Source organism: Pararhodobacter aggregans (assembly GCF_003075525.1).
Lineage (GTDB): Bacteria > Pseudomonadota > Alphaproteobacteria > Rhodobacterales > Rhodobacteraceae > Pararhodobacter > Pararhodobacter aggregans.
Map to the genome: position 1 here is coordinate 470661 of NZ_QDDR01000002.1, position 13214 is coordinate 483874.

17 protein-coding genes are annotated in these 13214 nt (G+C 68.4%); 4 read left to right on the forward strand and 13 right to left on the reverse strand.

What is annotated here, in order from left to right; all coding sequences use genetic code 11:
* Nucleotides 1-30: 30 nt before the first annotated feature.
* From DDE23_RS06365 to DDE23_RS06375, 3 genes are read right to left on the reverse strand one after another with little or no spacing between them, the layout of a single operon-like run.
* Nucleotides 31-612 carry a GNAT family N-acetyltransferase gene (locus DDE23_RS06365; protein WP_107750438.1) on the reverse strand — a complete coding sequence of 194 codons (582 nt, stop codon included), beginning with the start codon at nucleotides 610-612 and terminating at the stop codon, nucleotides 31-33.
* 50 nt (nucleotides 613-662) lie between these two features.
* A complete protein-coding gene (locus tag DDE23_RS06370) occupies nucleotides 663-1589 on the reverse strand; it encodes a bifunctional riboflavin kinase/FAD synthetase (protein WP_107750437.1) in 927 nt (308 codons plus the stop codon).
* A gap of 36 nt (nucleotides 1590-1625) precedes the next feature.
* Entirely contained in the window at nucleotides 1626-2084 is a 459-nt protein-coding gene (locus DDE23_RS06375) for a MaoC family dehydratase (RefSeq protein ID WP_107750436.1), read from the reverse strand.
* A gap of 236 nt (nucleotides 2085-2320) precedes the next feature.
* On the opposite strand from DDE23_RS06375, the gene DDE23_RS06380 reads away from it, so the two are divergent.
* Nucleotides 2321-3517, forward strand: coding sequence for an MFS transporter (locus tag DDE23_RS06380; protein WP_157957981.1), 1197 nt, complete (start codon nucleotides 2321-2323; stop codon nucleotides 3515-3517).
* On the opposite strand, the gene DDE23_RS06385 is transcribed toward DDE23_RS06380, so the two are convergent.
* Together DDE23_RS06385 and DDE23_RS06390 are read right to left on the reverse strand one after the other, a co-directional pair.
* A complete protein-coding gene (locus tag DDE23_RS06385; RefSeq protein WP_107750434.1) occupies nucleotides 3514-4080 on the reverse strand; it encodes an NADPH-dependent FMN reductase in 567 nt (188 codons plus the stop codon). The two genes, DDE23_RS06380 and DDE23_RS06385, sit on opposite strands and share 4 nt — an antisense overlap.
* Nucleotides 4081-4147: 67 nt before the next feature.
* On the reverse strand, nucleotides 4148-5029 hold the full coding sequence (locus DDE23_RS06390; RefSeq protein ID WP_107750433.1) for a TIGR01459 family HAD-type hydrolase: 882 nt from the start codon (nucleotides 5027-5029) through the stop codon (nucleotides 4148-4150).
* Nucleotides 5030-5134: 105 nt separating this feature from the next.
* Here DDE23_RS06390 and DDE23_RS06395 point away from each other — a divergent pair, with 105 nt between their 5' ends.
* The gene (locus DDE23_RS06395) at nucleotides 5135-6370 is read left to right on the forward strand and encodes an aminopeptidase (protein WP_107750432.1); all 1236 of its coding nucleotides are present in this window, start codon (nucleotides 5135-5137) and stop codon (nucleotides 6368-6370) included.
* 47 nt (nucleotides 6371-6417) lie between these two features.
* Here DDE23_RS06395 and DDE23_RS06400 read toward each other — a convergent pair whose 3' ends face one another.
* Both DDE23_RS06400 and tkt read right to left on the reverse strand, forming a co-directional pair.
* Nucleotides 6418-6873 (reverse strand): GNAT family N-acetyltransferase, encoded by a 456-nt coding sequence (locus tag DDE23_RS06400; RefSeq protein WP_107750431.1) that lies wholly within the window; start codon nucleotides 6871-6873, stop codon nucleotides 6418-6420.
* A gap of 167 nt (nucleotides 6874-7040) precedes the next feature.
* A complete protein-coding gene (tkt, locus tag DDE23_RS06405) occupies nucleotides 7041-9053 on the reverse strand; it encodes a transketolase (protein ID WP_107750430.1) in 2013 nt (670 codons plus the stop codon).
* 196 nt (nucleotides 9054-9249) lie between these two features.
* Here tkt and DDE23_RS06410 point away from each other — a divergent pair, with 196 nt between their 5' ends.
* Both DDE23_RS06410 and DDE23_RS06415 read left to right on the forward strand, forming a co-directional pair.
* Nucleotides 9250-9780, forward strand: coding sequence for a hypothetical protein (locus DDE23_RS06410; protein WP_107750429.1), 531 nt, complete (start codon nucleotides 9250-9252; stop codon nucleotides 9778-9780).
* A gap of 13 nt (nucleotides 9781-9793) precedes the next feature.
* On the forward strand, nucleotides 9794-10165 hold the full coding sequence (locus tag DDE23_RS06415) for a cell division protein ZapA (protein WP_107750428.1): 372 nt from the start codon (nucleotides 9794-9796) through the stop codon (nucleotides 10163-10165).
* 4 nt (nucleotides 10166-10169) lie between these two features.
* Here the strand turns inward: DDE23_RS06415 and DDE23_RS06420 are convergent, their stop codons facing one another.
* From DDE23_RS06420 to DDE23_RS06440, 6 genes are all read right to left on the reverse strand, one after another.
* Complete coding sequence (locus DDE23_RS06420; RefSeq protein ID WP_107750427.1) at nucleotides 10170-10874, reverse strand: hypothetical protein; 705 nt, start codon at nucleotides 10872-10874, stop codon at nucleotides 10170-10172.
* A 28-nt stretch (nucleotides 10875-10902) separates the two neighbouring features.
* Complete coding sequence (locus tag DDE23_RS06425; protein ID WP_107750426.1) at nucleotides 10903-11559, reverse strand: hypothetical protein; 657 nt, start codon at nucleotides 11557-11559, stop codon at nucleotides 10903-10905.
* A 182-nt stretch (nucleotides 11560-11741) separates the two neighbouring features.
* Entirely contained in the window at nucleotides 11742-12104 is a 363-nt protein-coding gene (grxD, locus tag DDE23_RS06430; protein ID WP_107750425.1) for a Grx4 family monothiol glutaredoxin, read from the reverse strand.
* 44 nt (nucleotides 12105-12148) lie between these two features.
* Nucleotides 12149-12295 carry a hypothetical protein gene (locus tag DDE23_RS25020; protein ID WP_157957982.1) on the reverse strand — a complete coding sequence of 49 codons (147 nt, stop codon included), beginning with the start codon at nucleotides 12293-12295 and terminating at the stop codon, nucleotides 12149-12151.
* Nucleotides 12292-12534 carry a BolA/IbaG family iron-sulfur metabolism protein gene (locus DDE23_RS06435; RefSeq protein ID WP_107750424.1) on the reverse strand — a complete coding sequence of 81 codons (243 nt, stop codon included), beginning with the start codon at nucleotides 12532-12534 and terminating at the stop codon, nucleotides 12292-12294. The genes DDE23_RS25020 and DDE23_RS06435 overlap by 4 nt, the downstream gene beginning before the upstream one ends.
* A 55-nt stretch (nucleotides 12535-12589) precedes the next feature.
* On the reverse strand, nucleotides 12590-13105 hold the full coding sequence (locus tag DDE23_RS06440) for a hypothetical protein (protein ID WP_107750423.1): 516 nt from the start codon (nucleotides 13103-13105) through the stop codon (nucleotides 12590-12592).
* Nucleotides 13106-13214 lie beyond the last annotated feature (109 nt).

A 13214-nucleotide genomic window follows, 5' to 3' on the forward strand; every position in this document is an offset into this window, starting at 1 on the left:
CCTAGCGTTTCACGCGCGAAAGGAAAGGGGTCAGAGCGTGAAGCGCATGAGCGGCCGGTTGGGTTTCTGGCGGGCGACGGTCGCGAAGCCGGCCCTTTCGAAGACCGCGGTCGAGCCGACGAAGAGGCCGACGGATTTCGACTGCTTGGCCTGATCCATCGGGCTTGCCTCCAGCACCCTTGCGCCCTGTGCCCGGGCGTGGTCGATCCCGGCCTCGACCATCACCTGACTGAGGCCCCGGCCGCGCGCCTTCGGGCGCAGGAAGAAGCAGGTGATGGCCCAGACGGCGGGGTCGTCGGCGGGCGCATCGGGCAGAGGGGTCGAAGAGCGGCGGGGATTGTTCCACTGCGGCACCTCGGCGCGCGGGCCGATCTGCATCCAGCCCTGCGGCTCGCCGTCGAGATAGAGCAGCAGCCCGGGGGGCGGCCCCTCGGCGATCTTGCCCAGCATGAGGTCGCGCTTCTGATCCCCGCTCATTGCCGCGCGGGTCTTGGGCGGCAGGCGGAAATAGGTGCACCAACAGCCGTAGCAGGCGCCGCTCGGCCCCATGACAGTCAGGAAATCGTCCCGGTATTCGGGGGTCAGCGGGCGGAGGATCAGGGCGTCGGGCATGGTGTTTCCTCGCGGATGTTCCGCAAGTGTTCTGCCTGACGCCCGCGCTGTCAACCCCGGGCGAGGATCGCCCGCGCCCGCTCGCTGTCGGCGTCCATCTGCTCGATCAGCGCCTGCAGCCCGTCGAATTTGGCCTCGGGCCGCAGATATTCGACCAAAGCGACCGACAGGTGTTGCCCGTAAAGGTCGCCTGCGAAATCAAAGAGATGCACCTCGAAATTCGGCTTGTTCTCGCCGAACATCGGCCTGACGCCAAGGCTGGCCACCCCGTCATAGAAGCCCCGATGCGGGCCGCCCAGAACCTCGACCTTGACGGCATAGACGCCGAGGCGGGGCAGGTGCAGCCCCTCGACCGCCATGTTCGCCGTGGGATAGCCCAGCGCCCGGCCGCGCTTTTCGCCGTGCAGGACCTCGCCGTCGATGCGGTGGTAATGGCCCAGCATGTCGGCCGCGTCCTGCACCCGGCCCTCGGCCAGCGCGGTGCGGATCGCGGTCGACGAGATCGCGCCGTCCTCGCCGCCGACCAGCGGCTGGTTCGTCACGTCAAAGCCGAAGCGGCGGCCCAGTTCCTGCAGCACCGCGGCGGTTCCGGCGCGGCCCTTGCCGAACTGGAAATCGGCGCCGACCACGACATGGGTGATGCCCAGCCCCTCGACCAGAACCTCGCGCGTGAAATCCTCGGGCGTGAGCCCGGCCAGATCGCGGGTGAAAGGCAGTTCGTAAAGCCGCGAGACGCCCAGCTTCGCCAGCCGGTTCTGCCGCGCCTCGGCGTTCATCAGCCGGAACGGGGGCGCGTCGGGGGCAAAGACCTGCCGGGGATGCGGCTCGAAGGTGATGACGCCCAGCGGCACGTCCGGGCGGCGCGCCGCGTCGATCACCGCCTGATGGCCGCGATGGACGCCGTCGAAATTGCCCATCGCCACCGAGGCGCCCTTCAGCGCCGGGTCGATGTCGGTCCAGGTGGTGATGATCTGCATTCTGCCCCGCGGCCCGGTCGCGCCGGGCGCGACACGTCAGTCGAACTTGCGGCTGGGCGCCAGAACCAGCGCTTCGCCCTTCAGGACGGTGGTATTGCCCACAAGGCACCGACAATCAAGGGTGACGCGGCGCTTGGCGTAATCGATCTCGCGCACCGAGACCTCGGCCGTGACCACATCGCCCGGACGCACCGGGGCCAGGAACTTGAGGCTCTGGCCCAGATAGATCGTGCCATGACCCGGCAGCTGCTCGCCGATCACCGCCGAGATCAGGCCCGCGGTCAGCATCCCGTGGGCGATGCGCCCCTCGAAGATCGTGTCGCGGGCATATTCGTCGTCCAGATGCACCGGGTTGCGGTCGGTCGAGACCTCGGCGAACAGCTCGATGTCGCGGTCGGTGATTTCCTTGCGCAGATGGCGCATGAGACCGACCTCGAGATCCTCGATGCAGATCGTGCCGCGGGGCAGGTTGTCGTTCGGGCGGATGTCGAGCATGGCGCTTTTTCCGGGCTGATTTCCCATGGGAGACTCATGGTTTCGCTGCAATGCAACATAGCCCGTCCGGCGCGGTGCGGCAAGATGCTTGGGTAATTAATGTTCAATCATTGCCAAAAAGTCGCAACTTAATTGCTTGTCCATTTGCCCGGCCCCGGGGTAATTTCCGCGACAACACGCAACACGTGTGGAAATCCCCGCGCCGAGCGGCTAGCCAAGGCGCCGAGGAGATTTCCATGCAGCGCCGAGAACGAACCGCCTGGGCCGCCGTGGCCCTGATCACGCTGGCCGGTGCCATGGCTTCGGCCCAGGTCGGCAAGCTGCCGCCCGCCCTGCCGCTGATCCGCGAGGAGCTGGGCTTCGGTCTGGTCGCCGGTGGCTTCGTCCTTTCGGTCTTCAACGTGCTGGGGATGAGCATCGCCGTGCTGGTCGGCGGTCTGGCCGAGCGGATCGGCCGGGCGCGGATGGTGGGCTTCGGCTTTGCCTCGATCATGGCGGGCTCGGCGCTTGGCGCGCTGGCGCCCGATATCGCCGTCCTGATGGCCAGCCGCCTGGTCGAGGGTGTCGGCTTCGTCGCCATCACCGTGGCCTTGCCCTATGCGATGGTTGCGGCCTCGGCGCCGCGCGATCAGGGCATGGTGCTGGGGATCTGGAGCATCTACCACCCGACCGGCATGGCGGCGACGATGCTGCTGGCGCCGGTGGCGCTGCAGTCGGTCGGCTGGCGGGGCCTGTGGTGGATCATCGCCGCGCTGGTGCCGCTGGTGGCCTGGGCCGTGCTGCGGCAGATGCGGCGGCTGGAGCTGCCGCCGCCCTCGCAGACACCGTTCCTGACGCTGGCGCGCGAGGCGATGGGCGTGCGGGGGCTGCAATGGGTGGCGCTGGTCTTTTTCGCCTATGCCTTCCAATGGGTGACGCTGATGGCCTGGCTGCCGACCTTCCTGACCGAGAGTGTCGGCGCTGACCTCGCCTTCGCCGCGTTGATGACGGCGCTGGTGGTGCTCATCAACGTGCCGGGCTGCCTGTTCGGCGGCGCGCTGGTGCGGCGGGGCTTCCGGCCGGGGCCGATGATCCTGACCGGCACGGGCATCATGGCGCTGTGCACGCTGGGGATCTTCCTGCCCGGCCCGCCGGTCGGTGTCAGGCTGGCGCTGTGTCTGGTGTTTTCCTTCTGGGGCGGGCTGGTGCCGCCGGCGCTGTTTACCAGCGTGCCGCGCTTCGCGCCCTCGATCCGCCATGTCAGCGCCGGCAACGGCATGCTGATGCAGGGCTCGGCGCTGGGGCAGTTCATCGGCGCGCCGCTGGTCGCGGCTGCCGTCGCCATCGGCGGCGGCAACTGGGTCTGGGCGCTGGTGCCGATGCTGGCCTTCTGCGTGCTGACCGCGCTGGGGGGGCTGATGCTGGGCCGCCAGCCCGCCCCGTCAGGCCCTTAGGCGCGGATCGTCTTCAGGGCCTTGGCCCATTTGGCGGTCTCGTCCAGCATCAGGGTCAGGCCTTCGACCATCTTCTCGTTGCCGGTGAAGACGCCCTTGTCGTCGATGTGGTTGGCGAACATCGGCAGCGGCACCGATTGCGGCACGGCCATCACGCCCATGTTGCCCAGAAGGCCCCGCAGCACCTGCGACGAGCGCAGCCCGCCCGAGATCCCGCCATAGGAGACGACGCCCGCCGCCTTGTATTTCCATTCCTGGCTCAGGCACTGGATGGCGTTGACCAGCGCGGCCGGGGCGAAGAAATCGTATTCCGGGGTGACAAAGACGAAGGCGTCGGCGGCCTCGATGGCCTTGCTCCAGCGTTTGGTGTGCTCGTGCTGGTAATCCTTCATCGCCGGGTGCTTGGGCTCGTCCAGAAGCGGCAGCTCCATATCGGCGAGGTCGATCGCGGTCACCTTGAGGCCGGACTGGCCGCGGGCGACCTCGGCCACCCATTGGGCGACGGCGGGGCCCTTGCGGCCGGGACGGGTGGAGCCGGTGATGATGGCGAGGGTCAGGGTCATGGGCGTTCCGTTTCTGTGGCGGGTGATTGGGTCACGAGGTAATGCCGGGCCGGGTCACAGCAAGGGCTCAGCGCAACCGGCCCATGCTGTAGCGGGGCGAAAGCCCGATTTCCGCGAGCCAGGCGTCGAGGAGCGCTGCATCCGGCGCCTCGGAATCGGCGCCGAACCGCGCCGCTTCCAGCCCGCCGGTGATGAAGAGCGCGTCGATCCCCTCGGCCTGGGCGCCCCTGATGTCGGTGCGGAATCCGTCGCCGATGGCCAGCACCGCGTCATTGTCGACGCTGATGCCCTTGTCGGCCAGCGCGCTGCGGGCGGTGTCGTAGACCGGCGGATAGGGCTTGCCGAACTGCAGGACCTCGCCGCCCATTTCGGCGTAAAGCTCGGCCAGCGCGCCCGCGCAGTAAATTCGGGTCTCGCCGAAATCCACCACCAGATCGGGGTTGGCGCAGAGCATCTTCAGCCCCCGCACCTTGGCCGACAGGAACCGGCCGCGGTAATCCTCGGGGGTTTCGTTGAACTCGTCGAAAGGGCCGGTGCAGATGATGCCCTCGGCCTCGTCCAGACTGACGCGCTCGATGGGCGGCTGGTCCTGCAGCCAGTCGGGGATCAGGCTGAACAGATCCTCGTCCTTGCCCGGCCCGAGGTGCCAGAGCTTGCGCCCCGCCGCGCCCTGCAGCATCGCCACCTGCGTCGCATCGCCCGAGGCGGCGATCGCGTCATAGGCGTCTTCCGGCAGGCCCATCTGGTCGAGCCTGCGCTTCACCGCATGCCTGGTGCGCGGCGCGTTGGTCAGAAGGACCACGGCGCCGCCCTTCCTGCGGAACGCCTGCAACGCGGAAACCGCCTGCGGGAACAGGGCCTTGCCGTTATGCAGGCACCCCCAGAGGTCGCAATAGAGCACGTCATAGGGGGCGGAAATCTCGGCGAGCGAGGCGATGATCCGGGTCAAGGGTTCCTCCGGGAGCGTTGAAGTCTTGGGGGCGTTGACGGCAGGCAGAGGGGGTTTATCCTTCCGGGCGCAAGGGGGCAACGCCCCGTATCCGAAGGAAACGCGATGCAAGACCCGATAGATCCCGTCAAACTGGACCGGCTGGCGCAGGTCGCCGTCAAGGTGGGGCTGAACCTGCAACCGGGGCAGGATCTGGTGATGACGGCGCCGGTCTCGGCCCTGCCGCTGGTGCGGCGGATCGCCGAACACGCCTACAAGGCGGGCGCCGGGCTGGTCACGCCGATCCTGTCGGACGATGCGGTGACGCTGGCCCGCTATCGCCATGCGCGCGACGAGTCTTTCGACGCGGCGGCAGGCTGGCTCTATGACGGGATGGCCGCGGCCTATGACAAGGGCGCGGCGCGGCTGGCGATCGCCGGGGGCGATCCGATGCTGCTGTCGGGTGAGGACCCCGACAAGGTGGGCCGGGCCAATCGCGCCATGTCGATGGCCTATTCCGGCGCCCGCGACCGGATCACCCGGTTCGCCACCAACTGGACCATCGTCGCCTGGCCGGATGCCGCCTGGGCGCGGCTGGTCTCGCCGGACCTGTCCGAACACGACGCGCAGCGCAAGCTGGCCGAGGCGATCTTCGCCGCCTCGCGGGTTGACGACGACGATGCCGTGGCAAGGTGGGAGGCGCATAACGAAGAACTCGGCCGCCGCGCCGCCTGGCTCGACGGGCAGAACTTCGCCTCCCTGCATTTCACCGGGCCGGGGACCGATCTGTCGGTGGGGCTGGCGGATGGCCATAAATGGGTGGCGGGCGCGACCGAGACGCTGAGCGGGATCCTCTGCAATCCCAACATCCCGACCGAGGAGGTCTTCACCACGCCGCACAAGCTGCGGGTCTCGGGCCATGTCTCGGCCACCAAGCCGCTGTCGCATCAAGGCACGCTGATCGAGGAGATCCGCGTGCGGTTCGAGGACGGAAGGATCGTCGAGGCCCATGCCTCGAAGGGCGAGGGCGTGTTGCAGAAGGTGCTCGACACCGACGAGGGCGCGCGGCGGCTGGGCGAGGTGGCGCTGGTGCCCCATGCCTCGCCCATCTCGCAATCGGGGATGCTGTTCTACAACACGCTGTTTGACGAGAATGCCGCGAGCCATATCGCGCTGGGGCAATGCTATTCGACCTGCTTCCAGGGCGGCGAGACGATGGACAATGACGAGGTTGCGCGCCGCGGCGGCAACAGCAGCGCCATCCATATCGACTGGATGATCGGCTCGGACAGGATCGACATCGACGGGCTGAGCCAATCCGGCGAGCGGGTGCCGGTGATGCGCAAGGGCGCCTGGGTGTGAGGATCCGGTAGGATGGGCAATATTGCCCATCCTACGCCACAAGCGGGTCAGGCTTCGAGCCGCAGGTGGAGATTGGCGTGGGGCAGCCCCTCGTCATCGACCTCGCGGCGCGAGATTTCCCGGAAGCCATAGGCGAGATAGACGCGCAGCGCGTGCTCGTTCTCGACATAGACCTCGAGTTCCAGCGCGCTGCGCCGCCTGCGGGCCAGATCCAGCAGGGCCCGGCCGATGCCCCGGCCCTGCGCCCCGGGTGCGACGAAAAGCCCGCCGATGTAGCCCTCCAGCAGGCTGATGAAGCCCAGCGGCGTGCCGTCGGGCGCCTCGGCCACCCAGGTTTCGGCCATCGGCAGATAGCGTGTCTCGATCAGCGCCTTGTGTTCGAGAAGCTTCTCCTGCCCGAGAAAGGCATGCGCCCGCAGCGAGGCGGCATACCACAGGGCCGAGAGGCAGGTGGGATCGGAAGCCGGGTCATGGGCCCGGATATGAAAGGATGGGGTCGTCATGAGTCATCCACAGAGAAAAGGAAAAAGACGGCGCTCCCGGTGGGGGATGCCGTGGATGGAACCGCCGGGCGGCTCGACTTTCAACCTCTGCGCATAACTCTCCTTGTCCGGGGCGGGCCGGGCCCGCGGGGGAACGCCCGGCCGCAAGGCCGGGCGACACGTCTTCCTCAGAGCAGCGCCTTGACCTTGGCCACGGTCGCCTCGGCGGTGATGCCGAATTCCTGATAGAGCCGTTCGGCCGGAGCCGAGGCGCCGAACGAGGTCATGCCGACGAAATCGGATTTCCGCGCCCGCTCGCCCAGCAGCCAGCGGTCCCAGCCGCCGGCGCGCACCGCCGCCTCGATGCCGACGCGCACCGGACCCGCGGGCAGGACGCGCTTGCGATAGGCCTCGTCCTGCTGGGCAAACAGCTCCATGCAGGGCATCGACACCACGCGCGTGCCGATCCCGTCGGCTTGCAGCAGGTCGCGGGCCTTCAGCGCGATCTCGACCTCGGACCCGGTGGCGATCAGGATCGCCTGGCGCTTGCCCTCGGCCTCGGCCAGGACATAGCCGCCCTGGGCCACCAGGTTCTTCGCCGTGTTCTGGCTGCGGGCCGGGGCGAGGTTCTGGCGCGAGAGCGAGATGACCGAGGGCGTGGCGGTCTGTTCCAGCGCCACTTCCCAGGCCTCGGCGGTTTCCACCAGATCGGCCGGGCGGAACACCAGCGTGTTGGGCGTGGCGCGGCTGATCGCCAGATGCTCGACCGGCTGGTGGGTCGGGCCATCCTCGCCCAGACCGATGGAATCATGGGTCATGACATAGACCACCGGGATCCCCATCAGCGCCGACAGGCGCATCGAGGGGCGGGCGTAATCGGTGAAGGCCATGAAGGTGCCCGAATAGGGCCGCACGCCGCCATGCAGCGCCATGCCGTTCATCGCCGCGGCCATGCCATGCTCGCGGATGCCCCAATAGACGTAGCGGCCCTTGCGGCTGTCCACGTCGAAGACGCCCAGATCCTCGGTCTTGGTGTTGTTCGAGCCGGTGAGGTCGGCCGAGCCGCCCATCGTGTCGGTGACGATCGGGTTGACCGCCTTCAGCACGATCTCGGAGGCCGAGCGCGAGGCCATGGCCTTCGGCGCCTCGATGGCGGCTTTCTTGACGGCGCGGATCGCGGCGCCCAGGCGCTTGGGCAGGCCACGGGCAAAGATCCGCTCGAATTCGGCGCGCTTGGCCGGGGCCAGCGCGGCGATGCGGGCTTCCCATTCGGCGCGCTCAGTGGCGCCACGGCTGCCGATGGCTTCCCATTCGGCCTTGATGTCGGCCGGGATCTCGAAGGCGCCATGCTCCCAGCCATAGACGGCGCGGGTGTCGGCGATGAGCTTGGCGTCGGTCAGCGCGCCGTGACCCTTCGAGGTGTCCTGCGCGGAGGAACCCACGGCGATATGCGTCTTGCAGGCGACCAAAGCCGGGCGGGCCGAGGCCTTGGCGGCGGTGATGGCGCGGTCGATGGCCACGGGATCATGCCCGTCACATTCGAACACATCCCAGCCCGAAGCCGCAAACCGCGCCTTCTGGTCGGTCACGTCCGACAGCGACACCTTGCCGTCGATGGTGATGCCGTTGTCGTCCCACAGGACAATCAGCTTCGACAGCTTGTGCCGCCCGGCAAGGCCGATGGCCTCCTGGCTCACGCCCTCCATCAGGCAGCCGTCGCCGGCGATGACATAGGTGTAATGGTTCTGGATCTTGGCACCCCAGCGGGCGCGCAGATGCTCCTCGGCCATGGCGAAGCCGATGGAATTGGCGATGCCCTGACCCAGCGGGCCGGTCGTCGTCTCGACGCCCTTGGCATGACCGTATTCCGGGTGACCGGCGGTGATGGCGCCCCATTGGCGGAAGTTCTTGATCTGCGCCAGCGTCATGTCCGCGTAGCCGGTCAGGTGCAGCAGCGCGTAGATCAGCATCGAGCCATGGCCCGCCGACAGGATGAAGCGGTCGCGGTCGGCCCAATCGGGGGCCGAGGCGTCGAATTTCAGATGGTTCTTGAACAGCACGGTCGCGACATCGGCCATCCCCATCGGCATGCCGGAATGCCCGGACTTGGCGGCGGCGACCGCATCCATGGCGAGAACGCGGATGGCGGTGGCCAGGCGCCAATGGTCGGGGTGCTGGGTACGAAGCGAGGCGTAATCCAAGGCAGCGGTCCTTTCGACGGGGTGTTAGCGCGCCTCATAGCAGGCTTGGGACCGAGATCAAGCGCGCTGGCCGGGGGCTGCGGCGGGGATCGGTTGGAATGGCGGGATTTTCCCCCTATTCTGGGGACAAAACGACCCGCGGCGGCCGGGCGCGTGATTCGCGTCCCCGATCCCGGGCACTATCGAGGAGAAGCGAATGAGCGATCTGGCCCCCGTCGAACGCCGGCTGTCGTCGGCTCTCGAACGGATTGCGCGGCAGTTGGACAAGGGACCGGCACGGGCCGCGGCCAAGGCTCCGCTCTTCGGGCTGGGCGGGCAGCGCGATCATGCGCCCGATCCCGAACAGGCCGCCACCATCGCCAGCCTGCGCGACGCGCTGGAGAAAGAGCGCGCCGCCAATGCCCAGCTCTCGGAGCGGGTGCATCAGGTCAAGCAGCGGCAGGAGACGACGATCGGCCAGCTGGAACGCCGTCTGGCCCGGCTGACCGAACAGCTCGACCTGCAATCGCTGGAGATGCTGCGGCTGAAAAAGGCCAATTCCAAGCTGATCGAGTCGAACGGCGCGCTGCGCGAGGCGCAGATCGAGGGTTTCCCCGACGCCACGCTCATCAACAAGTCGATCTCGGCCGAGCTGGAGGCGCTTCAGGCCGAACGCCGGGCCGAGATGGCCGAGATGGAAGAAATCCTCGCCGAGTTGAAGCCGCTGATCGCGGCCGAGTCGCGCTGACAGGGAGGGGCTTATGCCCAACGAGACGATCACCATTGGCGGCAAGTCCTTCGACGTGGCCTATCAGCCGGGCGAGGAGCAATACCTGCGCGCCGCCGCCGCCATGCTGGATGTCGAGGCCACCGCGCTCATCGGGCAGATCGGCCGCCTGCCGGAATCGCGCATGCTGCTGATGGCGGGGCTGATGCTGGCCGACAAGACCGCGGGCGCCGAGGATCGCGTGCGCCAGCTGGAGCAGCAGTTGGGCGAGATGCAGGCCGAGATCGACCGCCTGCGCGCCACGCCCGCCGCCGGGGTGGCGGGTCTGCCGCCCGGTACGCTGGAACGGATGAACGCGCTGGCCGAGCGGGCGGAAACCCTGGCCGATCAGTTCGAAAGCCGCTGAGGGGTCAGGGGCGCGCCGCGGCGCCAAGATCGGCCGCCAGCGCCTGGGCCGTATCGAACAGGCGCTCGATATCCGCGGCCTCGTTCAGGGGACGCCCCAGCCGCAGCCGCGTGCCCTGGGTGCTCACCATCACCATGGCCTTTTCGTCGCCGCTGGCATTGAGCGCCCGGGCAATCGGCGCGGCCTCGATGAAGGGCGCGGGATCGACCGTCGCCAGGATCGACAGCGGCAGGCCCTGCGGCACGGGTTGCTCGACCAGCTGCCCCAGATGATCGCCGACTTCCTCGCCCAGCAACCGGCCGATGAAGAAGCGCGCGACGGAATTGTCGAAGACCCCCAGCATGCTGCTGGCCGCCTGCGCCAGCTTGGGGTCGAGGGGCGGGGTATAGACCGCCAGCCCGCCCTGCAGCCGCGGCTCGCGCAGCGAGGCGACGGTCGAGCCGCCCTTGGTGGTCGATCCCGAGCCCGACTTGCGGGTCAGCTTGCGCGTCACGACCAGCTCGATGCCGCTGGCGGGATCAAGAAAATGCAGCTCGGCCGGGCGGTTGCCGCGCGAGCGCTCGAAGACATGCTCCCAGCCCCGCCGTTCGGCCAGCGCGACATACTCGGCCCGGCGCCGCTTTTCGGTGCGATGGCTGACGACGATCAGCGCCAGCATGCCGCCGACCAGCACCACGACGGCAAGGAGTGCGACAATCTCTGAGGTCATGGGAGCATCCGTCCTGGCGTTGAGGGGATCAGGCCGCCTGCCGCCGCGGTCCGGCGTCGAGCCGGTGCTGCAGCCTGCGCAGGGTGTCGAGGATCGGCGCCAGCGCGCCCGGGTCCTTTATCGTCCGGCCCAGCCGCAGGTGCAATCCTTCCGCGTTGAGGGCGAGCATCGCCCGGCCTCCGGGATCGGGCCTCAGGGCGGGGTCACGCAGGGTCTCAAGCAGGGCCGACAGATCGGGGCTTTCGCCCGCGGGAACCTCGGACAGGAAGGCCAGCGCATCGTCCAGATGCCGGATCTCGGGCGTCTCGCTGCCTCTCGCCACCCCGCGCAGCGCCTGATCCAGCCGCGTCCCCGGCCGGTCGGCACCGGGGACGACCAGCGCCACGAAGCCGCGCGACAGGCGGGGCGCGGGCAGGGTCAGGCTGACGGTGCCGGGCATCTTCGTGCCGTTGCGGGTGGTGCGGGGCGCGGCCTCGACCGTCATCAGGGTGCCGGCCGCGTCGGTCAGGCGATAGAGTGCCTCGGTGCCCGGGATCCGGTAGAGTGTCAGCCCGCGTCCTTCGGCGAAATCCTCGAAGGCGGCGGCGCGGCGGGCCTGGGTATCGCGCAGGCGGCGCAGCAGCGCGAGGGCCAGCAGCGCGCCGAGCGCGAGGGCGAGGATCTGGGTGACAAGGACGACCGACATGAAGGAAACCCGTTGCTTTCTTGCCCATAGGTCGCGCGAGGCGGCAAAGGGTTCATCCGGCAGGGCAAGAAAGTCGCGGTTCGGCGCAGAAAAAGCCTGAGGCTTGGCCAAACGGAGGGCGCCCCCATGCAAAAGGGCCGGTGCACCCGGCACCGGCCCCCGATCTTGCGGCGACAAAGCCCTCAGGCGTTGGCTTCGCGGATCTTGTCGGCGGCGTCCTTGTCGAAACCCACGCCCTTGGCGGCGAACAGCTGGTCCAGCTCGCCCGAGAGCGTCATCTCGGTCACGATGTCGCAGCCGCCGACGAATTCACCCTTCACATAGAGCTGCGGGATGGTCGGCCAGTCCGAATATTCCTTGATGCCCTGCCGGATATCGGCATCGGCCAGCACGTTCACGTCCTGATACTCGACGCCCATGAAGTTCAGGACCCCGGCAACGCGGCTGGAGAAGCCACATTGCGGCATGGTCTTGGTGCCCTTCATGAACAGCACCACGTCATTGGCTTTGACCAGCTGGTCGATGGAGGTCTTCACGTCGCTCATGGGTCTGGGTCCTTGTCTCGCGCCCTGGGCGGGCCGGGAATGGGTCAATGGGAGTCGCGGTTGCGGGGGATCTGGTGCGGCGGGCGCCGCGGGTCAAGCCCGCTTGCGCGCACGGGGATCGGCACCGGCGCCGGACCCGGGGCGACAACGGCGCCGATCAGGGCGCCCAGCGCAGCCAGCAGGCCCTTCATTCGGGGGCCTTCGTGGTCAGGGCCAGCGCGTGCAGCTCGCCCTGGGCGCCATCCATCTTGCCTTTCAGCGCCGCGTAAACATCGCGCTGCTGCTGCACCCGGTTCTTGCCCTTGAAGCTCGGGTCGATCACCTCGGCCGCGTAATGGTTTCCGTCCCCGGCGAGGTCGGTGATGGTGATCTTCGCGGCCGGGAAGGACTCGCGCAGCAGGGTTTCGAGTTCGGTTGCCGAAATGGCCATGCGGGTCTCCTTGCGTTGCCCAAGATGTAAAACCCGCGCCCCCCCGGCGCAAGGGTCAGGGCGCTGCGACATGCGGTCTGAGCGCGGCAAGGAAGGCCCTGAGCCGCGTCTCGGCGCCCGAGACGGCAAAGCCGCGCAGGCTTTCAGGCGACCAGGGAGCCTCGGGGTGATGAAGCGCGATCAGCGCCTGCCGTTCCGCCGCCAGCGCCTCGGGCAGGGCCAGCGATTCGGCCGCGCCCAGCAGCTCCAGCCCGGCATGGATGCGCCTGAGGATCCCCAGCGCCTCGGCCATCGGTGCGCGCAGCGTCGCGTCCTGCTGCCAGTCGGCACCGGCGAAAACCTCCTGCACCACGCGCTGTCCGGCGCCGAGGCAATCGTAGAGCACACAGCCCCGGAAGCCCGAAGGCTGCAGCCGGTCATGGATGGTGCAGCCATGACCCGACAGGTGGGGGCAGGGGTGCAGCGCCGGCTTGTCCAGGGCAAAGGCCTCGCCCTTGTCGAAGGGCAGCGCCATGCAGCAGAGCGCGGCGCAGGCGGCACAATCGGCTTTGAGGGCGGGCAGGGGATGCATGGCCCCGATGTGCCAAGCCCGGGGCCGGTGCGCAACCCCGCCCCTTCATTCTGCCGGAAATACGCAGGGGGTTTCCAAAGGGGGGCGTGCCCCCCTTTGGGCAGGGGGT

What these genes read in the sequence shown, in the direction of transcription:
- DDE23_RS06380 (WP_157957981.1), top strand. Translation starts at nt 2,321, where the DNA reads ATGCAGCGCCGAGAACGAACCGCCTGGGCCGCCGTGGCCCTGATCACG.
- DDE23_RS06410 (WP_107750429.1), top strand. Translation starts at nt 9,250, where the DNA reads ATGAGCGATCTGGCCCCCGTCGAACGCCGGCTGTCGTCGGCTCTCGAA.
- DDE23_RS06370 (WP_107750437.1), bottom strand. Translation starts at nt 1,589, where the DNA reads ATGCAGATCATCACCACCTGGACCGACATCGACCCGGCGCTGAAGGGC.
- DDE23_RS06425 (WP_107750426.1), bottom strand. Translation starts at nt 11,559, where the DNA reads ATGTCGGTCGTCCTTGTCACCCAGATCCTCGCCCTCGCGCTCGGCGCG.
- DDE23_RS06400 (WP_107750431.1), bottom strand. Translation starts at nt 6,873, where the DNA reads ATGACGACCCCATCCTTTCATATCCGGGCCCATGACCCGGCTTCCGAT.
- DDE23_RS06365 (WP_107750438.1), bottom strand. Translation starts at nt 612, where the DNA reads ATGCCCGACGCCCTGATCCTCCGCCCGCTGACCCCCGAATACCGGGAC.
- DDE23_RS06385 (WP_107750434.1), bottom strand. Translation starts at nt 4,080, where the DNA reads ATGACCCTGACCCTCGCCATCATCACCGGCTCCACCCGTCCCGGCCGC.
- DDE23_RS06395 (WP_107750432.1), top strand. Translation starts at nt 5,135, where the DNA reads ATGCAAGACCCGATAGATCCCGTCAAACTGGACCGGCTGGCGCAGGTC.
- DDE23_RS06415 (WP_107750428.1), top strand. Translation starts at nt 9,794, where the DNA reads ATGCCCAACGAGACGATCACCATTGGCGGCAAGTCCTTCGACGTGGCC.
- grxD (WP_107750425.1), bottom strand. Translation starts at nt 12,104, where the DNA reads ATGAGCGACGTGAAGACCTCCATCGACCAGCTGGTCAAAGCCAATGAC.
- DDE23_RS06375 (WP_107750436.1), bottom strand. Translation starts at nt 2,084, where the DNA reads ATGCTCGACATCCGCCCGAACGACAACCTGCCCCGCGGCACGATCTGC.
- DDE23_RS06435 (WP_107750424.1), bottom strand. Translation starts at nt 12,534, where the DNA reads ATGGCCATTTCGGCAACCGAACTCGAAACCCTGCTGCGCGAGTCCTTC.
- DDE23_RS06420 (WP_107750427.1), bottom strand. Translation starts at nt 10,874, where the DNA reads ATGACCTCAGAGATTGTCGCACTCCTTGCCGTCGTGGTGCTGGTCGGC.
- DDE23_RS25020 (WP_157957982.1), bottom strand. Translation starts at nt 12,295, where the DNA reads ATGAAGGGCCTGCTGGCTGCGCTGGGCGCCCTGATCGGCGCCGTTGTC.
- DDE23_RS06440 (WP_107750423.1), bottom strand. Translation starts at nt 13,105, where the DNA reads ATGCATCCCCTGCCCGCCCTCAAAGCCGATTGTGCCGCCTGCGCCGCG.